Below are 20,956 nucleotides of genomic sequence, written 5' to 3'. Positions count from 1 at the left end.
GAGGTCGACGACACGCTGGGCGAACCGTTCCCCGGTGCACCACGTCTTGTCCTGTGTCAGCGCTTCCGGGCCCGCTCCGGGAGCGACATGCGAACGAGAGAGGTCCCACCGTGCACACCCGACTCGCCCGCACCGCTGCCGCGTCCGCCCGTCTCGCCGCCGCCACCGCACTCGCGGCCGGCGCCGTGCTCGTCCCGGCCGGCGTCGCGAGCGCCGCGCCGGCGTCGTCGACCGCGCAGGTGTCGTCGTCCGTCCCGGTGTCCCAGGCCGACCCGGAGCCGAGCTCCTGCCGGCCGAACCACGTGAACGCGACGATCACGCCCGCCCCGGCGAGCGCCGGCCACAGCCACTACACGGTCGCGCTGACCGCGGCCCCGCACACCGCCCCGTGCACGTTGACCGGGTCGCCGACCGGACTGGTCTTCAGCCTGAACGGCTCGCCGCGCGCGGTCGAGGCGGTGCCCTACGGCGACCAGACCACCCCGGTCGTCCTCGGCCCCGCGGATCCCGCGGAGTTCGACATCCAGGTCCCGAACTCGGGAGGCCCGGCCCAGGCCGACGAGGTGACCTTCACCCTGAACGGCCCGGACGGCGCGATCCCGGGCGAGTTCACCGCCCACGGTCCGATCGGCGTCGACGGCGGGATGCAGGTCGGCCCGGTCACGGCGACCCCGACCGCCGGCTGAGGGCTGCCGCCCGCTGTTCGATCGACCGGTCCGGGGCGCGAGCAGTGGTCACCGCTCCGGCGCCGGCCGGTGCCACGGATGGCCGCCGCCGGAACGACGATCATGCGTGTCTCGGCGGCCGGGTGTGGGCGGCGACCCGCGGCCGGTCCGGTGCACGGACTGATCACCGTTCCGGCGCCGGTCGACGAATGCACCCCGGCGCAGGCGAGCCATGATCACCGACAAGGTCCCGACCGGTGCCATCCGTGGCACCGGCCAGGACCCGGACGACGATCACCGGGGCTCGGTCCCGGAGCGCGGCTGCCCGCCGCCCCGCCCACCGGCCCACTCATGGAGCTTCAGCCCGGTCGAACCGAACCGCAGCTCCGGACGGCGTCAGGTCAGGCGCAGGTCGGCGGACTCGTGGTCCAGCAGCCACCGCTTGACCTCGAGGCCGTAGCGGAACCCGCCCAGCGACCCGTCGGTGCGCAGCACCCGGTGACACGGCACGAACAGCGCCGCGGCGTTGTAGGCGCAGGCCCCGGCCGCCGCCCGGACCGCGGCCGGCCGGCCGGTCTTCTCGGCGTAGCCGGTGTAGGTCACCGGCGCGCCCGCCGGCACCGTCCGCAGCACCTCCCAGGCGTGCTCCCGGTAGGGCCCGGAGCGTTGCCGGACCGGCACGTCGTCGATCGCCGACAGGTCGCCGTCGTGGTAGCGGTCGATCGCCTCGCCGACCGCGCCGAGCTCGCCCTCCACCACCTCGGACGGGGCCAGCGACTCGTGGATCAACTCCAGCAGCTCGTCGACCGAGTCGGTCCAGCCGGAGGCGAGGACGTACCCGTCGGCGTCGACGACGGCGGTGAACGGCCCGGCGGGGGTCGTCCGGGTGGCGTAGGTGGCGGTGCTCATGCGGTCCTCCTGGTCGTGGTGGCGGACGACGCGGCCCGCCAGAGACGGGTGGCGGCGTACGACCGCCAGGGGGCCCAGGCGCGGGCGCGCGCGGTGAGCGCGGCCTCGTCACCGGGCAGGCCGAGTGCCTCGGCGCCGCGGCGCACCGCGAGGTCGGAGGCCAGCAGCTCGTCGGGGTCGCCGAGCACCCGCATCGCGAGGTAGCCGGCGGTCCACGGCCCGATCCCGGGCAGCTCCTGCAGCTCGGCGCGCAGCGCGTCCGGGTCCCGGCCCGGGTCGAGCACCAGCTCGCCGGAGGCGAGCGTCGCGCACAGCACCCGCAGCGACTCGGCCCGCCGGGCCGGCCCCTCGAGCGGGTTGCGCGCCAGGCCGTCCGCGAGGGTGGCCGGAGTGGGGAAGAGCAGGTCGGGATCGCCGGGCGAGCGCAGCGCGGCGGGCAGCCGGTCGCCGTGCGCGGTCGCGAGCCGTGCCGCCGCGGTCCGGGCGGCGGCCACCGAGATCTGCTGGCCGAGCACGGTGCGGACCGCGGTCTCGGCCGGATCGGCCGTGCCGGCCAGCCGGATCCCGGGCGTCGCCGCGACCAGCGGGCCCAGCACCGGGTCGGTGCCCAGCGCGCCGTCGACGGCCTGCGGGTCGGCGTCCAGGTCGAGCAGCCGGCGCAGCCGGGCGACGGCGGGTCCGACGTCGCGGGGGTCCGACGCGCGCAGCGTCGCGACCACCGCCCCCGGCCGCGCGGTGAGGTCCAGGGCGACGGCGGCCGGGCCGTGCGGCAGCCGCAGCGTCCGCCGGTAGGTCCCCTCGGAGACCCGTTCGACGCCGGGCACGGCGCGGGCGTCGAGGTGGGCCAGCAGCCCGTGCGGGTCGAACGGCGACCGGTAGGGCAGCCGCAGGGTCAGCGCTCCGGGAGCGCCGCCGTCGCCGGTGTGGTGGCGGTGCGCCGGGGCCCGGCGGGCGGCCTCGGCGCGCAACCGGCTCGGCGGCACCCCGTAGACGGCCCGGACGGTGTCGTTGAACTGGCGCACGCTGCCGAACCCGGCCGCGAACGCGACGTCGGCCAGCCCGAGCGCGGTGGTCTCGGTCAGGATCCGGGCGGTGTGCGCGCGCTGCGCCCGGGCCAGCGCGAGCGGCCCGGCGCCGAGCTCGGCGGACAGGATCCGGCCGAGCTGGCGCGGCGAGTACCCCAGCCGCGACGCGAGCCCGGGCACCCCGTCCCGCTCGACGACGCCGTCGGTGATGAGCCGCATCGCGCGCCCGGCCGCGTCGGCCCGCAGGTTCCACTCCGGGGAACCGGGGACGGCGTCGGGCAGGCAGCGCCGGCACGCCCGGTAGCCGGCCGACTGGGCGGCCGCCGCGGTGCGCAGGAACTCGACGTTGCGCGCCTTCGGCGGCGGCACCGGGCAGGACGGCCGGCAGTAGATGCCGGTGGTGCGCACGGCCGTGACGAACTGGCCGTCGAACCGCGCGTCCTTGGCGGCGACGGCGCGGTAGCAGGTGTCGTGGTCCAGGAGCACGACACCGACTCTGCCACCGCCGACCGGTGCGGACTCGCGGGAATCGGTCGTCGATGTGGCGGGGTCAGTCCCCGCAGACGCTGCCCTGGATCCAGCCCTGCTCGCAGGCGAAGTCGATCTGCTGCTGGCGTTCGGACTCGTTGTCCGGGGCGCCGCGCGGCGGCAGGCCGTCGTCCCCGCCACCCGGGTCCGGGCGCGGCGGGTCGGCGGGCGGCGGGGGTGGTGGTGCGGGTGCCTCGGCCCCGGAGCCGCCGGAGCCGCCGGAGCCACCGCCGGGCCGCGGCGCGGTCCCGGCGCCGTTCCCGCCCACGGCCGGCGCGGACCCGGTCGACGAACCGGAACCCGATCCGGTGCCCGGTGCCGTCGTCGGCTCGGGAGCGGGCACCGCGTCGGCCGCCGGCTCCTCGGGGGGTGGTTCGGGGGTCGCCGCAGGTGCCGGCTCGGCGCCCGCCGCCGGGGTGGGCGGTGGCAGCGGTTCGTCCATGGCGGACGTGAGCGACACGGCGGAGACGGTGCCGGCGGTGGCCAGCGCGACGACTCCGACCGTCAGCACGGCTCGGATCCCGGGCAGGCGCATGAATCCCCCTCGGTCTCGGCGCCTCACGTTCTCACCCGACCCGGTCGTCGTTGCGACCTCCGGGTGATGCCCCGGGTCGCGACGGCGGACCGACCGTCACATCCCGGTGCTCGGCGCAGTATTGCGTACTCCTCTCGGACCAATGTGAGCGGCCATCAGGGTCGGTTCGTGACGGGGTCTCCCGCTCGGCGCGCAACGGTCGTGCGGAATCATGATCGGCGACGCTGTGCGGGAAGGGGACGACCATCGAGAGCGAGGCCGGTACGGCCGGGGCGGAGGGCCGCCGACCGGGCCGGGCGAGCGCGGCCCGCACCCGCATCGTGGGGTGGGTCCTGCTGCTCGTACTCGCCTCGCTGGGCGTGGTCACGCTGGTCACCTGGCTGCTGCTGATCAACGAGACGGACCGGCGGATCGAGACCGCGCTCAGCTCTGAGATCGCCGAGTTCGCCCGTGTGACCGAGGCCGGCGTGAACCCGACGACCGGTCAGCGCTACTCGTCGGTCGACGAGATCCTCCGCTCGGTGATCGCGGCGAACGTGGCCCGGCCGAACGAGAAGTTCCTCGGCTACCTGGACGGCGAGCTGCGCTGGGAGTCCCGGCGGACCAGCCCGACGGTGCTGCTGCGCGAGGACGCGGGCTTCCACGAGAAGGTCCGGGCGGTCGACCGTCCGACCCGCGGCAGCCACCCCACGGCCGTCGGTGAGGTGCGCTGGTCGGCGCTGCCGGTCGCGCTCCCCGGGTCGCCGGACCGCGGCGTCATCGTGATCGGTTACTTCACCGAGCAGGAGCACGAGTTCGCGCACGAGGCCGCCCGGCTGATGGTGCTGGTCGGGACCGGCACGGCCCTGCTGACCGCGGTCGGGGCCTGGCTGGTGTCCGGCCGGATCCTGCGGCCGCTGCGCGACGTGGCCGCCACCGCGCACGCGATCACCGGGACGGACCTGTCCCGCCGGGTGCCCCAGCACGCCCGGGCCCGGGACGAGATCGCCGAGCTGGCCGGGACGCTCAACGCGATGCTCGACCGGGTGCAGAGCGGGGTGCAGTCGCAGCGTCGCTTCGTCGACGACGCCGGGCACGAGCTGCGGACCCCGATCACGATCGTCCGCGGTCACCTCGGGGTGCTCGACCCGAACGACCCCGAGGACGTCGTCGACACCGTCGCGCTGGTCGACGACGAGCTGGAGCGGATGAACCGGCTGGTCTCGGAGATGCTCGCGCTGACCCGCGCCGAGCAGCCGTCGTTGCTGCGTCCCGAGGTGGTCGACGTCGGGGCACTGACCCGGGAGCTGTTCGACAAGCTCACCGGGCTCGCCGACCGGGACTGGCGGCTGGAGACCGTCGCCCACACCCGGGCGCGGCTCGATCCACACCGGATCACCCAGGCCGTCGTCGCGCTGGCGGACAACGCGACCCGCGTCACCGCCGAGGGTGACCGGATCTCGCTCGGTTCCCGGGTGGTGGGGGACCGGCTGCGGATCCGGATCGCCGACACCGGTCCGGGCATCCCGCCGGCGGACCGGCAGCGGGTGTTCCGTCGGTTCGCCCGCGGGGAGAACGCCCCGCGGTCGGACGGCGCCGGGCTGGGACTGTCCATCGTGGAGGCGATCGCCACGACGCACGGTGGGCGCGTGCTGCTGGACAGCCGCCCGGGCACGGGCGCCACCTTCACCCTGGACCTGCCGAGGAGCGAGTGAGTGACCGAGCACATCCTGGTCGCCGAGGACGAGCCGCGCATCGCGTCCTTCATCAAGAAGGGGCTGGTCGCGGCCGGGTTCCAGGTCACCGTGGTGGCCGACGGGCCGAGCGCCCACGACCACGCCGTCACCGGCGGGTTCGGCCTGCTGGTGCTCGACATCGGGCTGCCCGGGGCGGACGGGTTCGACGTGCTGCGCCGGCTCCGCTCCCGTGGCAGCGCCCTCCCGGTGATCATCCTGACCGCGCGGGACAGCGTGGGGGACACCGTCGCCGGGCTGACCGGCGGCGCCGACGACTACATGGCCAAGCCGTTCCAGTTCGAGGAGCTGCTGGCCCGGGTGCGGCTGCGCCTGGAGCGGGCCCGGCCCGCGCCGGACCGGGCGGTGCTGGAGTTCCGCGGGCTGGCGCTCGACCCGCGGACCCGGCACGTCGCCGTGCACGGGACGACCGTCGAGCTCTCGGCGCGGGAGTTCGCGCTGGCCGAGACGTTCCTCCGGCACCCCGGGCAGGTGCTGTCCCGGGACCAGCTGCTGCGCCTGGTGTGGGGTGGCGACGGGGCGTCGTCGAACGCCCTCTCCTCGAACATCGTGGACGTCTACGTCCGCTACCTGCGGCGCAAGCTCGGACCCGAGTGGATCGCCACCGTGCGCGGGGCCGGCTACCGGCTCGAACCCGCCTGACGACGCCCGACTACCCTGGTCGTCCGTGTCCCTCACCCTCGGCATCGTCGGGCTGCCCAACGTCGGCAAGTCGACCCTGTTCAACGCGCTGACCCGCAACGACGTGCTCGCCGCGAACTACCCGTTCGCGACGATCGAGCCGAACGTCGGCGTGGTGCCGCTGCCGGACCCGCGGCTGGACGCGCTCGCGAAGATCTTCTCCTCGGACAAGATCATCCCGGCGACGGTGTCGTTCGTCGACATCGCCGGGATCGTCAAGGGGGCCTCCGAGGGCGCCGGCCTGGGCAACAAGTTCCTCGCCAACATCCGTGAGTCGGATGCGATCTGCCAGGTCGTGCGGGTGTTCGACGACCCGGACGTGATCCACGTCGACGGCCGGATCGACGCCGCGAGCGACATCGAGACGATCGCGACCGAGCTCGTGCTGGCCGACCTGCAGACGCTGGAGAAGGTCCTCCCGCGGCTGGAGAAGGAGGCCCGTACGCACAAGGACCGGCGCCCCGCGCTGGAGGCGGCCCAGCAGGCCGCGTCGGTGCTGAACTCCGGGCGCACGCTGTTCCAGGCGGGCGTCGACCCCGAGCCGCTGCGCGAGCTGACGCTGCTCACCACCAAGCCGTTCCTCTACGTCTTCAACGCCGACGAGGGCGTGCTCGGCGACGAGGCGAAGCGCAAGGAGCTCACCGAGCTCGTCGCGCCCGCGCAGGCGGTGTTCCTCGACGCCAAGGTCGAGGCCGAGCTGCTGGAGCTCGACGCCGAGTCGGCGCTGGAGCTGCTCGAGTCGATCGGGCAGGACGAGCCGGGCCTGGGCGCGCTGGCCCGCGCCGGGTTCTCGACGCTGGGCCTGCAGACCTACCTGACCGCCGGCCCGAAGGAGTCCCGGGCCTGGACGATCACCCGCGGCGCGACCGCGCCGCAGGCGGCCGGGGTCATCCACACCGACTTCGAGCGGGGCTTCATCAAGGCCGAGATCGTGTCCTACGACGACCTCGTCGAGGCCGGGTCGATGAACGCCGCCAAGTCCGCGGGCAAGGTGCGGATGGAGGGCAAGGACTACGTCATGGCCGACGGCGACGTGGTCGAGTTCCGGTTCAACGTCTAGCGCCGGAGGCTCCGGTCGGCCTCCGGAGCCGCCACCGGTGGACGTCGCACCGTCCGTCCGCCCCGTTCCCGGCGGCGACGACGGTGCCGTCCGCACGCAGCCCGAGGGAGTGCGCCGACCCGGCGGCGACGGCGGTGAGCCCGCTCCAGGCCCGGACGTCGCACCGGCCGTCGCTGCCGTCCCCGGCGGCGAGGACCCGTCCGTCGGCCCGGAACGCCAGCGTGTGCCGGCTGCCCGCCGACACCGCGACGACGTCACGCCAGTCCTCGACGTCGCACTCACCGGCCTCACCGCCGCCGGTCGCGACCACCGTGCCGTCGGCGCGCAGCCCGACCGTGTGCAGGTGGCCGGCGGCGACGGCGACCAGGCCCCGCCAGCCGTCGACGTCGCACTGCCCCCGGCGCCGGGTGCCGGTGGCGACCGCCGTCCCGTCGGCCCGGACGCCCACCGTGTGCCAGTCGCCGCAGGCGATGTCGACGATCTCCCGCCATCCCGCCACCGCGCACTGACCCTCGGTGTCCCGCCCGGCCGCCGCTACGGTGCCGTCGGCACGGAGCCCGACGGTGCGCCGCCATCCGGCCGCGACCGCCGTGACCCCGGTCCAGCCGGTCGTGTCGCACTGGCCGTCGTCGTTCCAGCCCGTCGCGACCGCGGTGCCGTCGGCGCGGAGCCCGACCGTGTGCGCGCGCCCGGTGTTGCGGGCGGTGTGCACGTTCCCCACCGCGACGCCGACGATGCCGGTCCAGGTGCCGACGTCGCACTCGCCCGCCCGGCCGTCGCCCACGGCGACGACCGTCCCGTCCGGCCGGCATCCGACGGAGTGCCGCCGACCGGCGGCGAGTACGACCACGCCTCTCCTCCGATCCTCAGCCGGCCGTCGGTCCGTTCCCGGCGCCGTCGCGCTCCGGCGCCGTGAACGCGGTGAGCAACCCGCCCGTCAGCCCGGCGCGCTCCGCCTCCCCGAGGTGCCCGAACAGCTCCCGGTCGGTCTCCTCGAGCACCGACCGGGCCCACGCGGCCAGCTCCTGCCCGTGCTCGGTGACGTGCAGCCGTGCGGTGTTGCCCCGGCCGGCCGGACCCTCGCGATCCACGGCTCCGAGCTCCTCGAGCTGGCGCAGCGTGGCCTGCATGCTCTGTGCCGTGACCCCGGCCCGGCGGGCCAGCTCGCTGTAGGACACCCCCGGATCACCCCCGAGGTGTCCGAGCGCGGACAGGTGCCGCATCGACATCCCCCGGGTACGGAGGGTCCGCTCGACCCGCTCCCGCAGCCGTCGGCCGAGCGCGATGATCAGGAACGTCGGACTGGGGGCGGGCGGGCCGGGTGGTGCGGACACGTCCCCATCATCCCGGTCGACCCAAGTTTCAGTCAGACTGTATCTTCGACGGCGTGTCACCCGGAGAACTGACGACCATCGTCCTCCTGAGCCTGCACGTCGTGGCGGCGATCGTGTTCATCGGACCGATCACCGCGGCGGCGAGTGCCTTCCCCCGCTACGGCCGGCTGGCCGTGCGCAGCCTCGACGTCGTGGGCCGGACGCCCGACGCCGCCCCGCGGGTCCCGTCGGGCGCGTCGGCGCTGCTGGCGTTGCACCGCATCAGCAGCGGGTACGCGGTCCCCGCCCTGGCGGTCCCGGTGTTCGGTATCGCCACCGCGCTGTCGATGGGGATCCTGCACGAGACCTGGCTGTGGGCGTCGATCGCGCTGACCGTCGCCGCGGCCGCCCTGCTCGGGACCGTGATCGTCCCGGGGCAGCGGTCGGTGCTGCGGGAGCTGGGGGTCCGCGGCGCACCCGAGGATCCCGCCGGTGCGCTGGAGGCGGCGCGCGGACGGCTGCGCCGCCTGGGCATGACGACCGGGGTGTTCGCGCTGATCTGGGTCGTCGTGGTCGTGCTCATGATCGCTCGGCCGGGGGCGATGGCGTGACCGGGCCGGGGGCGGGGCGGTCGTTCCCGGGCGGGGCGGAGTCCGAGGACGAGCTCGCGCTCGAGCCCGACGAGCACGCCCTGCCGACGCGGCTGCTGCGCGTCGCGGCGTGGGTGGAGGTGCTCTCCCTCGGGACCCTCCTGGTCAACCTGGCCACGGTGCACCACCCGGCGGTCGCCTCGGTGACGGGTCCGATCCACGGCCTCGCCTACCTCGTCGTCATCGCCTCGACCTGGATCCTCCCGTGCGCGGCGCGCACCCGGCTGCTCGCCTGGGTCCCCGCCGTCGGGGGTCTGCTGGTCGTGCGTGCGGTCGACCGGACATCGGGCGAGCAAGGAGTCGACGGCCGGGCTGTCCAGCGGTGGCGGCCGTAAGAGCGTCGGCTGATGCCGTCTTCGCGCCGGGCGGTCCCGGGCGCGCCGGGCGGTTCGGTCCGGGGCCGCTCGTCGCGGTGCCGTTCACCGATCGGGTGACCTCGAGGGAGTGAGTGGGCGAGGGCGGCGCGCGCCCGGGTGCGCGCTCGTCCGCGCACGTCGCGCGACAAGTGCGGGGGTGTCGCGGCGCGCGTCGTGGGCCGACCGCGCTCCAGGACGTCCGGTGGGCACCTCCGTTGCCCCGCAGTGACGTCGATCTCCTCCGGTGCGGGTTCCGCCGCCGTCGACGAGCGGTGGTGACGAACACGGAGAGTATCTATCCGACAGTTGATGGATAACACTCCGTGTAGTTGATCAGAGTCGAGCGGTAGACATATGCGCGTGAAAACGGACTTTCGGGCTCGTAAGTGAGGGTCGACGATCTGTTCTCCGGGGAGTTCCGTACGTTCTGCTCACCGGTCAGTGACTCAAAGTGAGTGCCAGCGGGCCGGGCTCACACCGCAGAGAAGGAGTGTCATGAACGCCCCCGACACGACGTCCTCCACCCGTCGCACGATCCGCCGGATCGCCGGAGCCGGCGCGCTCTCCGTGCCGCTGGCCCTCGGCTCGGCCGGTCTCGCGTTCGCCGGCGACCACGGCCACGACGCCGGCAAGCACCAGAAGGACTGCGGCACCGCGGTCGCCCAGCAGAAGGGCGGCCTGCTCGGGCTGGACGCCGCCGTCGACCCCGCGCTGAACATCGGCGGGATCGCCAACAGCGGGCCGGTCGCCCAGCACGTCACCGACGTCGACCGGTCGAACTCCGGCATCGTGCAGTCCGGCTGCGCGGCCGGTGAGGCGGTCCAGGTCGCCGACCTGGTCGGCCTGGGGCTCGACGTCAGCCCGTCGGCGAACGTCGGCGGAATCCTCAACTCCGGACCGGTCGAGCAGTCGACGACCGTCGTCGACGACTCGAACAGCGGTGTCCTCCAGTCCGGCGGCGGCACGCACGGTGGCGGGCACGCCACCTCGCAGGCGGGCGGCCTGCTCGGGCTGGACGTCGCGGTCAACCCGTCGGTCAACCTCGGCGGACTGCTGTCCAGCGGCCCGGTCTCGCAGTCGACCACCACGGTGGACCAGAGCAACTCCGGGATCATCCAGGGCTGACGCCCCCGTGAGTGGTTTTCGTGGTCCCGGCCACGAAAACCACTCACAGGCGCGGAGCGCCTAGAAGTCCCGGCGCACCAGCATCCGCCACGCCCACCCGGCGGCCACCTCCGGAGCGGGCAGCGGGTCGTGCTCCAGCCAGCTCGCCGCCACCCCGAGCAGCGTCCAGGTCAGGCCGGCGGCGAACACGTCGAGCGGCAGGCCGTTGTCGGACTCGCTGAACCCCATCCGGTGCGCGGTGTCGGCGACGAAGCCCTGCATCCAGCGCCGCATGCCGGCGGCGGCGTCCGGCGCCGCCGCACCACCGAGCGCCTGCCGGTACAGCGGGGCGTGGTCGGCGATGTGGGCGAACCAGCGCCGCAACGCCGCCGGGGGCTCCGGGCCGACGTCGGCGAGCACCATGCCGGACAGGTCGGCTCCGGCGATCGTGGCCTGCGCGCTCAGCGCATCGGCGAGCAGCGACTCCTTGTCCGTGTAGTGCTGGTAGAAGCTGCTGCGGTTGACCCCCGCCCGCTCGGCCACGTCGGCGACGGCGATCGCCTCGAGCGGGCGTTCCCGCGCGAGGTCGAGCAGGGCGTCCTGCAACCGCCCTCGTGTGCGCACCACGCGGGGATCCACGGCCGGGATCCTCCCAGCGGACTCGCGCCGGCGGCGACCCGACGTCAGCTCGCCCGGTTGCACGGTGGCCCCCACATCCCGGCGTTCTCGTCCTGGGCGATCCGCTGCCCGGTCTCGAATCCCGGCCGGTACCGGCCGTCGCCGGGGGAGACCCAGCCGGCGGTCAGCGCGGCGTCGGTGTAGGACTGCTGGCTCGGCAGCACGAGGTAGGCGGGCCAGACCGTCGCCTCCGGTGCGGGCTCGGGCAGCGTCGGGTCGGGCACCAGCGTGACCTCCTGCCCGTCGAGGAACTGCCGGGCGAAGGCGAGGGCGTCCGCACGGGCGCACTCGGGCGTCGCCGAGATGTCGACACCGATCACCGACACCGTGACCGGCCGGCCCTGCACCTCGACCACGACGGTCGCCGGGTCGACCACCTCCTGGACCCGCCCGATCAGGGTGGGCGGTCCGGTGACGGCGCCGAGCGCGGCGTTCTCCGCAGGCGGCGCCTCGCCGGCGGCCGCCGGCGGTTCGCCGCCGCGGGCCATCATCAGTCCGGCGACGAGGCCGGCGGCGACCAGCGCGGCGACCGCCAGGGCCGCGACGACGCGGCGCGGGCCGGTCGACCACGACGAGATCAGCGTCCGGGCTCGATGACGCGGTTCGGGCAGCATGACCACCGTTCGTACCGAACCTCGTCCCCGGTTGCCGGACGGGAGGCGGGTCGTGACGGCATGAGACCGATCGGACCACCGTTCGCGGGCCGGCGACGCCTGAATGGAGCAGTGCGCCGTCCTCCGGCCCGTCGTCGGCGGGCTGCCGCCGACGGGCCGGGGCGGCGCGCCGCGGCCGGCTCCGGGACGCCGCGGGCGCACGATCGCCGACCGGGTGTCCGCTGTTAGGTTCTGGACTCCCTCCGTCGGTCCGGGAGGCCGTGATGATCACTGTGCGGGAGCTGGGTCCCGACGACTGGGTCACCTGGCGCGACCTGCGTCTCGCCGCGCTCGCCGAGGCCCCGGACGCGTTCCACAGCCGGCTGGCGGACTGGGTCGGCGCCGGCGAGGACACCTGGCGGGAACGGCTGGTGGCCCCGGGCCGCTACCTGGTGGCCGACCTGGACGGGAAGCCGTCGGGAATGGTCATCGCCGTACCGCCGGACGAGAACGGTGTCGCCGACCTGATCTCCCTCTGGGTCGCCCCGCACGCCCGGGGGACCGGCGCGGCCGACGCGCTGATCGAGGCGGTGCTCGGCCACGCGACGGGGTGGGGTGCCGTCCGGCTGGCCCTGCACGTCGTGCGGGGCAACACCCGCGCCGCGGCGCTGTACCGGCGGCACGGTTTCGTCGACCTGGGCCTGGTGCGTCAGCCGGACGGGATCGTCGAGCACCGCATGGAGCGCCCCGTGGCTGTCAGGGGTCGGGCGTAGCTTCCGCGGTCATGAGCAGCCCGCCCCGTGCCGCCCCGCCCGTTCCCGCCCCGCCCGCCCTCGTCGAGGTCTCGGCCGCGGTGCGGGCGTCGTGGGCCCTCGACACCTGCGACGACGCCGACGTGGCCGACTGGACACCGGAGCGCCCCTCCCGCGGCCAGTGCGGTTCCACCGCGCTGGTGCTGCACGACCTGTTCGGCGGGGAGCTCCTGCTCGCCGAGGTCTGGTACCCGGACGGCCGGCTGCAGGGCTACCACTGGTGGAACCGGCTGCCGGGTGGGCGCGAGGTCGACCTGACCGCGGACCAGTTCCGGACCGGCGAGACGGTGCAGCCACCGCGGGCGGTGGCCCGACCGGACGGTCCGCCGCGGCGCTGCCGGGACCAGTACGAGCGGTTGCGTGCCCGGGTGCTGTCCCGGCTCGCCGCCGGTTGATCAGGCTCCGGTGGCCGGGTCCCCGGCGGCGCCGCGGCCGGCCGCCCGCTCCTCGCGCAGCAGGTCCCGGATCTCGGTGAGCAGCTCGATCTCGGTCGGTGCCGCCGGTTCGTCCGCCACCGCGCGGCGGCGCCGCTGGGCGAACGTGTTCAGCGGCAGCACGACCAGGAAGTACACCACCGCCGCGGTGATCAGGAACGTGATCAGCGCGTTGACGAAGGCGGCCCAGTCGAACACCACCCCGTTGATCGCGAACGCGCCGGCGAGCTCGCCGCCGCCGGAGAACACCCGGATCAACGGGGTGAGGAACGAGTCGGTGAACGCGGTGACGACCGAGGTGAAGGCCGCGCCGATCACGACCGCCACCGCCAGGTCGACGACGTTGCCCCGCATCACGAAGTCCCGGAACCCCTTGATCATGTGCCCTCCCGCCTCGCGCGGCCGGGACGGCCCCGGCCGGTGCGAGCGTGCCAGGGGTCCGGTGCGGACTCCACAGGGCTCAGCGGCGTCCCGAGTGGACGGCGTCGGCGAGCGTCTCCAGCAGTGCGTCGGTGGTCTCCCAGGACATGCAGGCGTCGGTGATCGACCGTCCGCGCGCCAGCTCGGGGCCGAGCTCCTGGCGGCCGTCCAGCAGGAAGCTCTCCATCATCAGCCCGGTCACGGCCCGCTCACCCCCGGCGATCCGCTCCGCGAGCTCCCGGACGACCTCGGCCTGGCGCACGTGGTCCTTGCCGCTGTTGCCGTGGCTGGCGTCGACGACGACCCGCTCCGGCAGGCCCGCGCCGCGCAGGGTGGCCGCGGTGGCCGCGACGTCGTCGGCGGAGAAGTTGGGCCGCGCCCCGCCGCGCAGGATGACGTGGGTGTCCGGGTTGCCGCGGGTGGTCACCAGCCCGGCGAGGCCGTCGGAGTTGACCCCCATGAACACGTGCGACGCGGCCGCGGCCCGCATCCCGTCGACGGCGGCGCCGACCGCGCCGTCGGTGGCGTTCTTGATCCCGACCGGCATCGAGAGCCCGCTGACCAGCTGCCGGTGCACCTGGCTCTCCGCGGTCCGGGCGCCGATCGAGCCCCAGGACACGACGTCGGCGATGTACTGCGGGGTGATCGGGTCGAGGAACTCGCAGCCGACGGGCAGGCCGAGTGCGGAGATGTCGAGCAGCAGGTTCCGCGCGGTGCGCAGGCCGCGGTTGACGTCGAAGGTGCCGTCCAGGCCCGGGTCGTTGATCAGGCCTTTCCAGCCGACGGTGGTGCGGGGCTTCTCGAAGTAGGTGCGCATGACGATGCAGAGCGCGTCGGCGTGCTCCTCGGCGCGGGCCGCGAGCCGCCGGGCGTAGTCCAGTGCGGCGTCCGGGTCGTGCACCGAGCACGGACCGACGACGACGAGCAGCCGGTCGTCGTCGCCGTCCAGGATGCCGGTCACGCCGGCCCGGCCGCGGGTCACGGTCCCGGCGACCTCGGCGGTGCCGGGAAGCTCGTGGCGCAGCAGCGCGGGGGAGATCAGCGGGCTGATCCGCTCGATGCGGCGGTCGTCGAGCGGGGTGTCCAGCAGAGCGGTGTCGGACAGGGGAGTGCTCATCGCAGGTGGTGGTCCTTTCCCGGCGGAGGACCGCCGGGGGATCACCTCGCCCGAGCCGGTCCGATGCCGGCTCGAGGGATGGGGGTCAGCGCACTACGGCACCGGCCGACCCATCCCGGGCCGGCTGGCGAAACCAGTAGTAGTAGGCGCTGCGCACGCCGGTGACCGTACCCGAGGCGTGGTACCACCGACACATGCGGATCGCCCTGGCCCAGATCTCGTCCACCACGGACCCCGAGGAGAACCTGGCGGAGCTGGCCCGCCGGGTGACCGAGGCCGCCGCGTCCGGAGCCCGGCTCGTCGTGCTCCCGGAGGCCACGATGTGCCGGTTCGGGGTCCCGCTCGGGCCGGTCGCCGAGCCGCTGGACGGGCCGTGGGCGACCCGGGTGCGGGAGATCGCGACGGTCGCCGGGGTCACCGTCGTCGCCGGGATGTTCACCCCGGCCCCCGACGGCCGGGTCCGCAACACGCTGATCGCGACCGGCGCGGGCGTCGACGCGCACTACGACAAGATCCACATGTTCGACGCCTTCGGGTTCGCCGAGTCCGACACCGTCGCGCCCGGCGAGGCCCCGGTCACGATCGAGGTCGCCGACGGTTCCGGGACCGTGACCGTCGGCCTGACCACCTGCTACGACGTCCGGTTCCCCGGCCTGTACCAGCGCCTCGCCGACGCCGGCGCGACCGTGCAGCTGGTCCCGGCGTCGTGGGGCGCGGGGGAGGGCAAGCGCGAGCAGTGGGAGCTGCTGGTGCGGGCCCGGGCCCTGGACACCGGCTCGTTCGTCGTCGCGTGCGACCAGGCCGACCCGACCACGGACGGCGGCGAGCACGGCAAGGCGCCGACCGGGATCGGCTACAGCACGGTCGCGGGTCCCTACGGCGAGGTGATCGGCGCGCTGGGTCCGGAGCCGGGGCTCCTGGTGGTCGACCTCGACCCCGAGGCTGCCGAGACGGTGCGGGCGAAGATCCCGGTGCTGCGCAACCGCCGCTTCTAGCGGCCCTCAGCCGCCGGCGCCGGTGATGCGGTCCGAGATCTGCCCGGCCAGCTCGGTGTCCTTCGCGGTCAGTCCGCCCTCGGAGTGCGTCGACAGCCGGAAGGTCAGCGTGTTGTAGCGGATGTCGATGTCCGGGTGGTGATCGGCGGCTTCGGCGTCCTCGGCCACCCGGTCCACGACGGTGACGGCGCCGACGAAGTCGGGGAGCTGTGCGGTGCGGACGATCGCGGTCCCCTCCCGCTCCCATCCGGGCAGCTTCTGCAGGGCGTCGGCGATCTCGGCGTCGGTCAGCAACGGGGTGGACATGGGGTCATCGTGGCGCAGCATCGGCGCGGCGTCGCGCCGGGAGGCCGGTTCGACGTGCAACGGAGGCGCCGGTCTGAACCTGTGCGACGGTCCTCGCTCGTCGTCGCCGACCGCGCACTCGCCCGGCCGTCGAGGAAGGAGCCGCCCCTCCTCGCGACGGCCGAGCTCGCCGACGCCGTCAGCGCGCTCGGCGGCCGGACGGGTGCAGGCCGTGCCCGGCGCGTCGCCACCGTCGCGGACGGTCTCCCGGGCAGCGTGGGCGAGACGCTGAGCAGGCTCGCGCTCGCCGAGGCGGGCCTGCCGGTGCCGACGCTCCAGTGGGAGGTCGTGCTGGCGGGGCGTGCGCACCGGGTCGACTTCGCCTGGCCGGAGCACCGGCTGGTCGGCGAGTTCCACGGCCGCGTCACGTACGGCCGGCTGCTCCGCGCCGGGGCAGCCCGGCGATGCCGTCCGGCGGGAAAAGCTGCGCGAGGACGCGCTCCGGGCGACAGGACTGACGGTCCACCGCTGGACCTGGGCCGACCTCCGCACAGGTCGTAGCTTGTGCGGCGCGGCGACAACCTGTGCGGCGCCGGTGCCGGCTCCCGCGTCGGCCCAGCGCGACGGGTCGGTACCGGTCGACGATGGTTCGGATGCGGGCTGCTCAGCCGTCGCGGCGGGTCAGCAGGAACACCGTGATCCCGGCGCCGGCGACCGCGAATCCGGCCGCCCGCACCGTCGTCGCCCACAGCGTGCCGGTCTCCGCGGGCACCGACATCACTCCGGCGAGCACCTCGTGCCACCGACCGGTCGGCAGCGCCGACGCCGAGGCCTGCCAGAGCGCGCTCGCCAGCGGGGCCACGGTCAGCGCGACCAGGCCGGGCGCGACCACCGCCACCGGTCGGCGGACTGACGCGGACAGCGCCAGCAGCAGCATTCCCAGCCCGATCAGCTGCCCGGTCGCCCACCCCCCGAGGAGCAGCGCCCGGCTCAGCGTCGCGCCGGTGCCGAACTCGCCCGTCCCCAGGACCACGGCCCCGGCCACGAGGGACACCGCGACGACGGTGCCGGCGGCGAGCACCGCGCTCGCTCCGACGGCGGCTGTCTTGAGCAGCACCAGCCGTCCCGGGCCGACCGGGGACAGCCGGAGCCCGTCGAGGGTTCCGCGAGCCCGCTCGGTGGCGAACGCCTCCGCGGCGATCAGCACGACCGGCATGCCGAGCGAGAACGCGGCGGCCTCGCTGAGCGAGACCGTCAGCACCCCGGCCGTCGACGACAGCGGGCCCGCGTCGATGGCGAGCAGGACCGTCGCGAGCAACGGCACCACCGTCAGCGCCCCGAGCACGACGGCGGTGCGCGGCCGGCAGAGCGCCAGTTCCAGCTCGGAACACACGAGCCGGCCCAGTGGCGCGGCGGTCCGGTATGCGGTCATCGCCCGGCCCCGGCCGGTGCCCACGAGCCGGCGTCGGGGGAGCCGGTGTCGCCGGTCAGCCGGGCGAACACCTCCTCCAGCCGCGCGGCGGGCCGGGTCACCTGCTCCACCGCGACGCCCGCGCGCACCAGCGCGGCGACGACGTCCGGGGCCTCCGGGCCGGGTGCGACGCGCACCTGCGACCCGGCGCTCTGTTCGGCGCCGACCCCGTGGGCCCGGAGAACGCGCACGGCCCGCCCGGCGTCGGGCGTCGTCACCACCAGCGTGCCCGGGCCGGAGTCCAGCAGCGTGTCCAGCCGCCCCGCGACGAGCAGCCGCCCGGCCTGCATGACGGCGACGTGCGAGCACGTCGCCTCGATCTCCGACAGCAGGTGCGAGCTGACGACGACGGTCGCCCCGGTCGCGTTCATCTCCGCGATCAGCCGCCGTACGTGGCGGGTACCGGCCGGGTCGAGACCGTTCGTCGGCTCGTCCAGCACCACCAGCCGTCGCCGGGTCAACAGCGGTACGGCCAGCCCCAGCCGCTGCCGCATCCCGGTGGAGTAGCCGCGCACCGGACGGTCCGCGGCGTGCCCCAGCCCGACCCGGTGCAGCGTCGCGTCCACCGCGCGGGCGATGCGCGCGGTGTCCAGCAGAGGTTCCGCGGCGGCGTAGCGGAGCAGGTTCTGCCGGCCGGTCCGGTGCGGGTGCAGCGCCGGTTCCCCGACGAGCGCACCCACGTGCGGGAGTACCTCGGTCGCCCGGTCGGGCAGCCGCCGGCCCAGCAGCTCGACCGCCCCCTCGGTGGGCGCGAGCAGGCCCAGCAGCATCCGCATCAGCGTCGTCTTGCCGGCCCCGTTCGGCCCGAGCAGACCGAGCACGGAGCCCATCGGGATGTCGAGGTCGACCCCGTCGACCGCGCGGACCGGCCCGAACCCGCGGGCGACGCCGAGGGCGCGGACGGCCGGTGGCCGGGCCGGGGAGAGGCCCCGCGGGGGACCGGTGGGAGCGGGGGCGGTCTGCAGCACCGGAACAGGGTGACCGGTGCCGCTCGCGACCGTGGGCGATTCGCCGAACGTCGCCGGGGACATCCCGGCGACGGCGCCGCCGGCATCCTCGCAGGACCGGTCCTGCGAGGATCACCGACGTGCCGGTGATCAGCCTCGACCACCACGTGGACGGATCCCCGCGGCTCGTCGCGGGCGTGCTGCGGGAGACCGGCCCGGCGGCGGCCGCGCTCGCGCGGGTCGGCGCCGGGTTCGGCTCCCCGGTCCGGCTGCTCGTCGCCGGGGACGAGGTCCGGGTGACCCTGCCCGGTGGCCTGCTCGGCTGCCGCACCCGGATCACCAGGGCCGGCACGGACGGGCTGTGGTCCGAGCTGGCCGCGGGCCCGGTGACCGCGCTGCGGCACGCGACCCGGCTCGCGGCCGCCGGGACCGGGACCACCGTGCACGACGAGCTGAGCTGGACACCCCCGCTCGGTGCCGCCGGCCGGCTCTCCGATCCGGTGCTGCGCCGGTTCGCACGACGCCTGCTCGCCGCCCGCCGCGAGGTCCTCACCGCTCGCGTCGCCGAGCTCGCCCGGGCGCCGGTCGTGGTCGGCGCCGCGGTCGTCCGGGACGGCCGGGTGCTCGTCGCGCAGCGCTCCTACCCGGCCGAGCTGGCCGGACGATGGGAGCTCCCCGGCGGCGGAGTCGAGCCGGGCGAGACCGAGTCCGACGCCCTGGTCCGCGAGTGCGCCGAGGAGCTCGGCGCGCGGGTGACGCCCGGCCGGCGGGTCGGTACGGACCTGCCCATCGGGCGTCGCGTGGTGCGGATCCACCGGGCACGGCTGGATCCGGGCTCCCCGGAGCCCGAGGCCCGGGAGCACCGTGCGCTGCGCTGGGTGGGCCCGGGCGAGGTCGCGGCGCTGGGGTGGCTGGACGCCGACCGGGCCGTCGTCGCGGACCTGGTCGACCTGCTGCGCCGCTGACCCCGCCACCCGGGCGGGCCGACGGCACGGTGCATTGCGCGGTCCCCGGTGCCCGATCGCTCCGGGCCGGAGGGAACCGGCGGGCCGTGGCCGTCGTCCAAGCCGCATGACACGCACCGCACCCGACGACCGGCGCTCCGGTCCGCGGACCCACCCGCCGAGCCCCCGCGACGACGAGGCACTGGACAGGCTCATCGCCGCCCAGGCCGGCGTCGTCACCCGCGCCCAGGCCGTCGCGCACGGCCTGTCCCCGGACACCGTCGACCGGCGGCTCGCGGCGCGCCGCTGGCGGCCGGAGCACCCGTGCGTCTACCGCGACGCCCGCCACCCGGCCACCGACGGCGCCCGGGTGATCGCGGCGGTGCTGTGGGCCGGGGAGGGGGCGGTGCTGACGGGGGCCGCCGCGGCCTGGTGGTGGGGCCTGACCGGGCCCGGGCCGGCCCCGGACGTCGTCACCGTGACGGTCCCGCGCCGGCGCGCGCCGCGGTCCCGGCCGGGAGTGACGGTGCGCCGCCGTGGCCTGCCCGCCGCCGACGTCGTGCGGCACGCCGGGATCGCGGTGGCCGCGCCGGCCTTCGCCGCGCTCGAGGCCGCCGTCGAGCTCGGGGACGCCGCGGGCCCGGCCCTGCTCGGACGCCTCGTCACCGGACCCGGTCCGCGGACCGGTGCGCCGGCCGTCGACCTCGCCGCGCTCACCGCGGCACACCGGCGCAACCTCGGCGCGCACGGATCGGCCGCGACCGGCCGCCTGCTCGCGACGGTGTCCCGGAGCGCGACCGCCTCGGCGCTGCGCCGGATGCGCGCGCTGCTCGTACGGGACGGGACCGACGGCTGGCGGGTCGACCACGCCGTCGCCGGGATCGTCGTCCGGCTGGCGTTCCCCGCCGCGCGGCTCGCGGTGGAGATCCGGGGCGATGGTCCGGACGACGACGGACGGGGCTGGCGACGCGCGGTACTGCGCCGGCAGGGCTGGCGGGTGCTGGTCCTCGATCCCGCGGATCCGTGGGCCCGGCCGGGCGCCACGCTGGCGGCGGTCCGGCACGCGGTGGCCGGGAACCCCGCCGGCAGTGGGGTCCTGCCGGCCGGCTCCGGCGGGACGGGTGCGGCGAGGGCGGCGGGATGAGCGCGGCCGGGTGGAGCACGGTCCGCGGGGATCCGGCCGACCGGCTCCGGGCGCCCGCCGGAAACCGCGGCGCTACCGGCGGGTGACGGCCCGGTGACGCCGGCGGGTCCGGCGATGGGGCATGACCGGGACGACAGTGTGATTCCGGTCATGGGGCCAGGGGCGGCCGCGAGCCGGAAATCCGGGCACCGCGCGTCCGGCGCACCGGACTCCGCACCGCCGGGACGAGTCCCCGCGCGGCCGGGTGGTCGACCCGCGACCGATCGGACAAGATCAGGACGTCGGCGCCGCCCAGGCGCGGACGGACGGGCGTCGTCGCTGGTCAGCGGCGCACGTGCGGGCTCAGTAGATCCGCGCGACCTTCAGGGCGCGCTGGAACGCCTTGCCCTTCAGCTCGTCGGCGCCGGCCTTGCGCATCCGCAGCGCGACCACCGGGCAGCTCTTGCACCGCTTCGGCTTCGACCGGCAGCACTTCTTCTTCACCTTGCCCATTGGTAGGCGAGGCTAACCTGCCGCCGCGGCGAGGGCCAGAGTTGCTCCGGGATACCGTGTGGTGT

At 75.5% G+C, this 20,956-nt stretch carries 25 protein-coding genes; 12 read left to right on the top strand and 13 right to left on the bottom strand.

Annotated features, from left to right (window positions below; genetic code table 11):
- Positions 1-110 precede the first annotated feature (110 nt).
- Positions 111-686 (top strand): DUF4232 domain-containing protein, encoded by a 576-nt coding sequence (locus WIS52_RS14100; protein WP_349298678.1) that lies wholly within the window; start codon positions 111-113, stop codon positions 684-686.
- A gap of 375 nt (positions 687-1,061) precedes the next feature.
- On the opposite strand, the gene WIS52_RS14095 is transcribed toward WIS52_RS14100, so the two are convergent.
- The 3 genes from WIS52_RS14095 to WIS52_RS14085 form a co-directional block, all read right to left on the bottom strand.
- On the bottom strand, positions 1,062-1,574 hold the full coding sequence (locus tag WIS52_RS14095) for a methylated-DNA--[protein]-cysteine S-methyltransferase (protein ID WP_349298677.1): 513 nt from the start codon (positions 1,572-1,574) through the stop codon (positions 1,062-1,064).
- A complete protein-coding gene (locus tag WIS52_RS14090) occupies positions 1,571-3,085 on the bottom strand; it encodes a DNA-3-methyladenine glycosylase 2 family protein (protein ID WP_349298676.1) in 1,515 nt (504 codons plus the stop codon). Before WIS52_RS14090 ends, WIS52_RS14095 begins: the two co-directional genes overlap by 4 nt.
- Before the next feature lie 64 nt (positions 3,086-3,149).
- Complete coding sequence (locus WIS52_RS14085; RefSeq protein WP_349298675.1) at positions 3,150-3,638, bottom strand: hypothetical protein; 489 nt, start codon at positions 3,636-3,638, stop codon at positions 3,150-3,152.
- Positions 3,639-3,982: 344 nt separating this feature from the next.
- Between WIS52_RS14085 and WIS52_RS14080 the strand changes: the two genes are divergently transcribed.
- The 3 genes from WIS52_RS14080 to ychF are packed head-to-tail and all read left to right on the top strand — an operon-like array spanning position 3,983 to position 7,136.
- On the top strand, positions 3,983-5,356 hold the full coding sequence (locus tag WIS52_RS14080) for a sensor histidine kinase (RefSeq protein WP_349298674.1): 1,374 nt from the start codon (positions 3,983-3,985) through the stop codon (positions 5,354-5,356).
- Complete coding sequence (locus WIS52_RS14075; RefSeq protein WP_349298673.1) at positions 5,357-6,037, top strand: response regulator transcription factor; 681 nt, start codon at positions 5,357-5,359, stop codon at positions 6,035-6,037.
- Between the two features lie 25 nt (positions 6,038-6,062).
- On the top strand, positions 6,063-7,136 hold the full coding sequence (ychF, locus tag WIS52_RS14070; protein ID WP_349298672.1) for a redox-regulated ATPase YchF: 1,074 nt from the start codon (positions 6,063-6,065) through the stop codon (positions 7,134-7,136).
- On the opposite strand, the gene WIS52_RS14065 is transcribed toward ychF, so the two are convergent.
- Positions 7,126-7,986, bottom strand: a complete 861-nt coding sequence (locus WIS52_RS14065; RefSeq protein WP_349298671.1) for an RCC1 domain-containing protein — start codon at positions 7,984-7,986, stop codon at positions 7,126-7,128. The genes ychF and WIS52_RS14065 overlap by 11 nt on opposite strands.
- Before the next feature lie 16 nt (positions 7,987-8,002).
- Positions 8,003-8,470, bottom strand: coding sequence for a MarR family winged helix-turn-helix transcriptional regulator (locus tag WIS52_RS14060; RefSeq protein ID WP_349298670.1), 468 nt, complete (start codon positions 8,468-8,470; stop codon positions 8,003-8,005).
- A gap of 53 nt (positions 8,471-8,523) precedes the next feature.
- Between WIS52_RS14060 and WIS52_RS14055 the strand changes: the two genes are divergently transcribed.
- The 3 genes from WIS52_RS14055 (at position 8,524) to WIS52_RS14045 (ending at position 10,580) form a co-directional block, all read left to right on the top strand.
- Positions 8,524-9,060, top strand: a complete 537-nt coding sequence (locus WIS52_RS14055) for a hypothetical protein (protein ID WP_349298669.1) — start codon at positions 8,524-8,526, stop codon at positions 9,058-9,060.
- Positions 9,057-9,434: a DUF3817 domain-containing protein gene (locus WIS52_RS14050; protein WP_349298668.1), complete on the top strand. Its 378-nt coding sequence runs from the start codon at positions 9,057-9,059 to the stop codon at positions 9,432-9,434. The genes WIS52_RS14055 and WIS52_RS14050 overlap by 4 nt, the downstream gene beginning before the upstream one ends.
- Before the next feature lie 516 nt (positions 9,435-9,950).
- A complete protein-coding gene (locus WIS52_RS14045) occupies positions 9,951-10,580 on the top strand; it encodes a hypothetical protein (protein ID WP_349298667.1) in 630 nt (209 codons plus the stop codon).
- A gap of 60 nt (positions 10,581-10,640) precedes the next feature.
- On the opposite strand, the gene WIS52_RS14040 is transcribed toward WIS52_RS14045, so the two are convergent.
- Together WIS52_RS14040 and WIS52_RS14035 are read right to left on the bottom strand one after the other, a co-directional pair.
- A complete protein-coding gene (locus WIS52_RS14040) occupies positions 10,641-11,186 on the bottom strand; it encodes a TetR/AcrR family transcriptional regulator (RefSeq protein ID WP_349298666.1) in 546 nt (181 codons plus the stop codon).
- 56 nt (positions 11,187-11,242) lie between these two features.
- Positions 11,243-11,851: a thermonuclease family protein gene (locus tag WIS52_RS14035; protein ID WP_349298665.1), complete on the bottom strand. Its 609-nt coding sequence runs from the start codon at positions 11,849-11,851 to the stop codon at positions 11,243-11,245.
- A gap of 263 nt (positions 11,852-12,114) precedes the next feature.
- Between WIS52_RS14035 and WIS52_RS14030 the strand changes: the two genes are divergently transcribed.
- Together WIS52_RS14030 and WIS52_RS14025 are read left to right on the top strand one after the other, a co-directional pair.
- Positions 12,115-12,603, top strand: a complete 489-nt coding sequence (locus tag WIS52_RS14030) for a GNAT family N-acetyltransferase (protein ID WP_349298664.1) — start codon at positions 12,115-12,117, stop codon at positions 12,601-12,603.
- 11 nt (positions 12,604-12,614) lie between these two features.
- Positions 12,615-13,037, top strand: coding sequence for a YunG family protein (locus tag WIS52_RS14025; protein ID WP_349298663.1), 423 nt, complete (start codon positions 12,615-12,617; stop codon positions 13,035-13,037).
- Here the strand turns inward: WIS52_RS14025 and mscL are convergent, their stop codons facing one another.
- Both mscL and WIS52_RS14015 read right to left on the bottom strand, forming a co-directional pair.
- On the bottom strand, positions 13,038-13,457 hold the full coding sequence (gene mscL / locus WIS52_RS14020) for a large conductance mechanosensitive channel protein MscL (protein ID WP_349298662.1): 420 nt from the start codon (positions 13,455-13,457) through the stop codon (positions 13,038-13,040).
- 79 nt (positions 13,458-13,536) lie between these two features.
- Positions 13,537-14,613, bottom strand: a complete 1,077-nt coding sequence (locus WIS52_RS14015) for a 3-deoxy-7-phosphoheptulonate synthase (protein WP_349298661.1) — start codon at positions 14,611-14,613, stop codon at positions 13,537-13,539.
- 194 nt (positions 14,614-14,807) lie between these two features.
- On the opposite strand from WIS52_RS14015, the gene WIS52_RS14010 reads away from it, so the two are divergent.
- Positions 14,808-15,608 carry a carbon-nitrogen hydrolase family protein gene (locus WIS52_RS14010; protein WP_349298660.1) on the top strand — a complete coding sequence of 267 codons (801 nt, stop codon included), beginning with the start codon at positions 14,808-14,810 and terminating at the stop codon, positions 15,606-15,608.
- A 6-nt stretch (positions 15,609-15,614) separates the two neighbouring features.
- On the opposite strand, the gene WIS52_RS14005 is transcribed toward WIS52_RS14010, so the two are convergent.
- The 3 genes from WIS52_RS14005 to WIS52_RS13995 all read right to left on the bottom strand — a co-directional run bounded on the left by WIS52_RS14005 (position 15,615) and on the right by WIS52_RS13995 (position 18,332).
- Complete coding sequence (locus tag WIS52_RS14005; protein ID WP_349298659.1) at positions 15,615-15,914, bottom strand: 4a-hydroxytetrahydrobiopterin dehydratase; 300 nt, start codon at positions 15,912-15,914, stop codon at positions 15,615-15,617.
- Positions 15,915-16,557: 643 nt separating this feature from the next.
- Complete coding sequence (locus WIS52_RS14000) at positions 16,558-17,325, bottom strand: ABC transporter permease (protein ID WP_349298658.1); 768 nt, start codon at positions 17,323-17,325, stop codon at positions 16,558-16,560.
- On the bottom strand, positions 17,322-18,332 hold the full coding sequence (locus tag WIS52_RS13995; protein ID WP_349298657.1) for an ABC transporter ATP-binding protein: 1,011 nt from the start codon (positions 18,330-18,332) through the stop codon (positions 17,322-17,324). The genes WIS52_RS14000 and WIS52_RS13995 overlap by 4 nt, the downstream gene beginning before the upstream one ends.
- Before the next feature lie 119 nt (positions 18,333-18,451).
- Here WIS52_RS13995 and WIS52_RS13990 point away from each other — a divergent pair, with 119 nt between their 5' ends.
- Together WIS52_RS13990 and WIS52_RS13985 are read left to right on the top strand one after the other, a co-directional pair.
- Positions 18,452-19,276, top strand: a complete 825-nt coding sequence (locus tag WIS52_RS13990) for an NUDIX domain-containing protein (RefSeq protein WP_349298656.1) — start codon at positions 18,452-18,454, stop codon at positions 19,274-19,276.
- A 106-nt stretch (positions 19,277-19,382) separates the two neighbouring features.
- Positions 19,383-20,399: a hypothetical protein gene (locus tag WIS52_RS13985; RefSeq protein ID WP_349298655.1), complete on the top strand. Its 1,017-nt coding sequence runs from the start codon at positions 19,383-19,385 to the stop codon at positions 20,397-20,399.
- A gap of 342 nt (positions 20,400-20,741) precedes the next feature.
- Here WIS52_RS13985 and WIS52_RS13980 read toward each other — a convergent pair whose 3' ends face one another.
- A complete protein-coding gene (locus WIS52_RS13980; RefSeq protein ID WP_349298654.1) occupies positions 20,742-20,891 on the bottom strand; it encodes a hypothetical protein in 150 nt (49 codons plus the stop codon).
- Between the last annotated feature and the right edge of the window lie 65 nt (positions 20,892-20,956).

Source organism: Pseudonocardia nematodicida, assembly GCF_040105385.1.
Lineage (GTDB): Bacteria > Actinomycetota > Actinomycetes > Mycobacteriales > Pseudonocardiaceae > Pseudonocardia > Pseudonocardia nematodicida.
The sequence above is the reverse complement of the archived record's forward strand: the minus strand, read 5'-3'. Positions and strand labels throughout refer to the sequence as shown.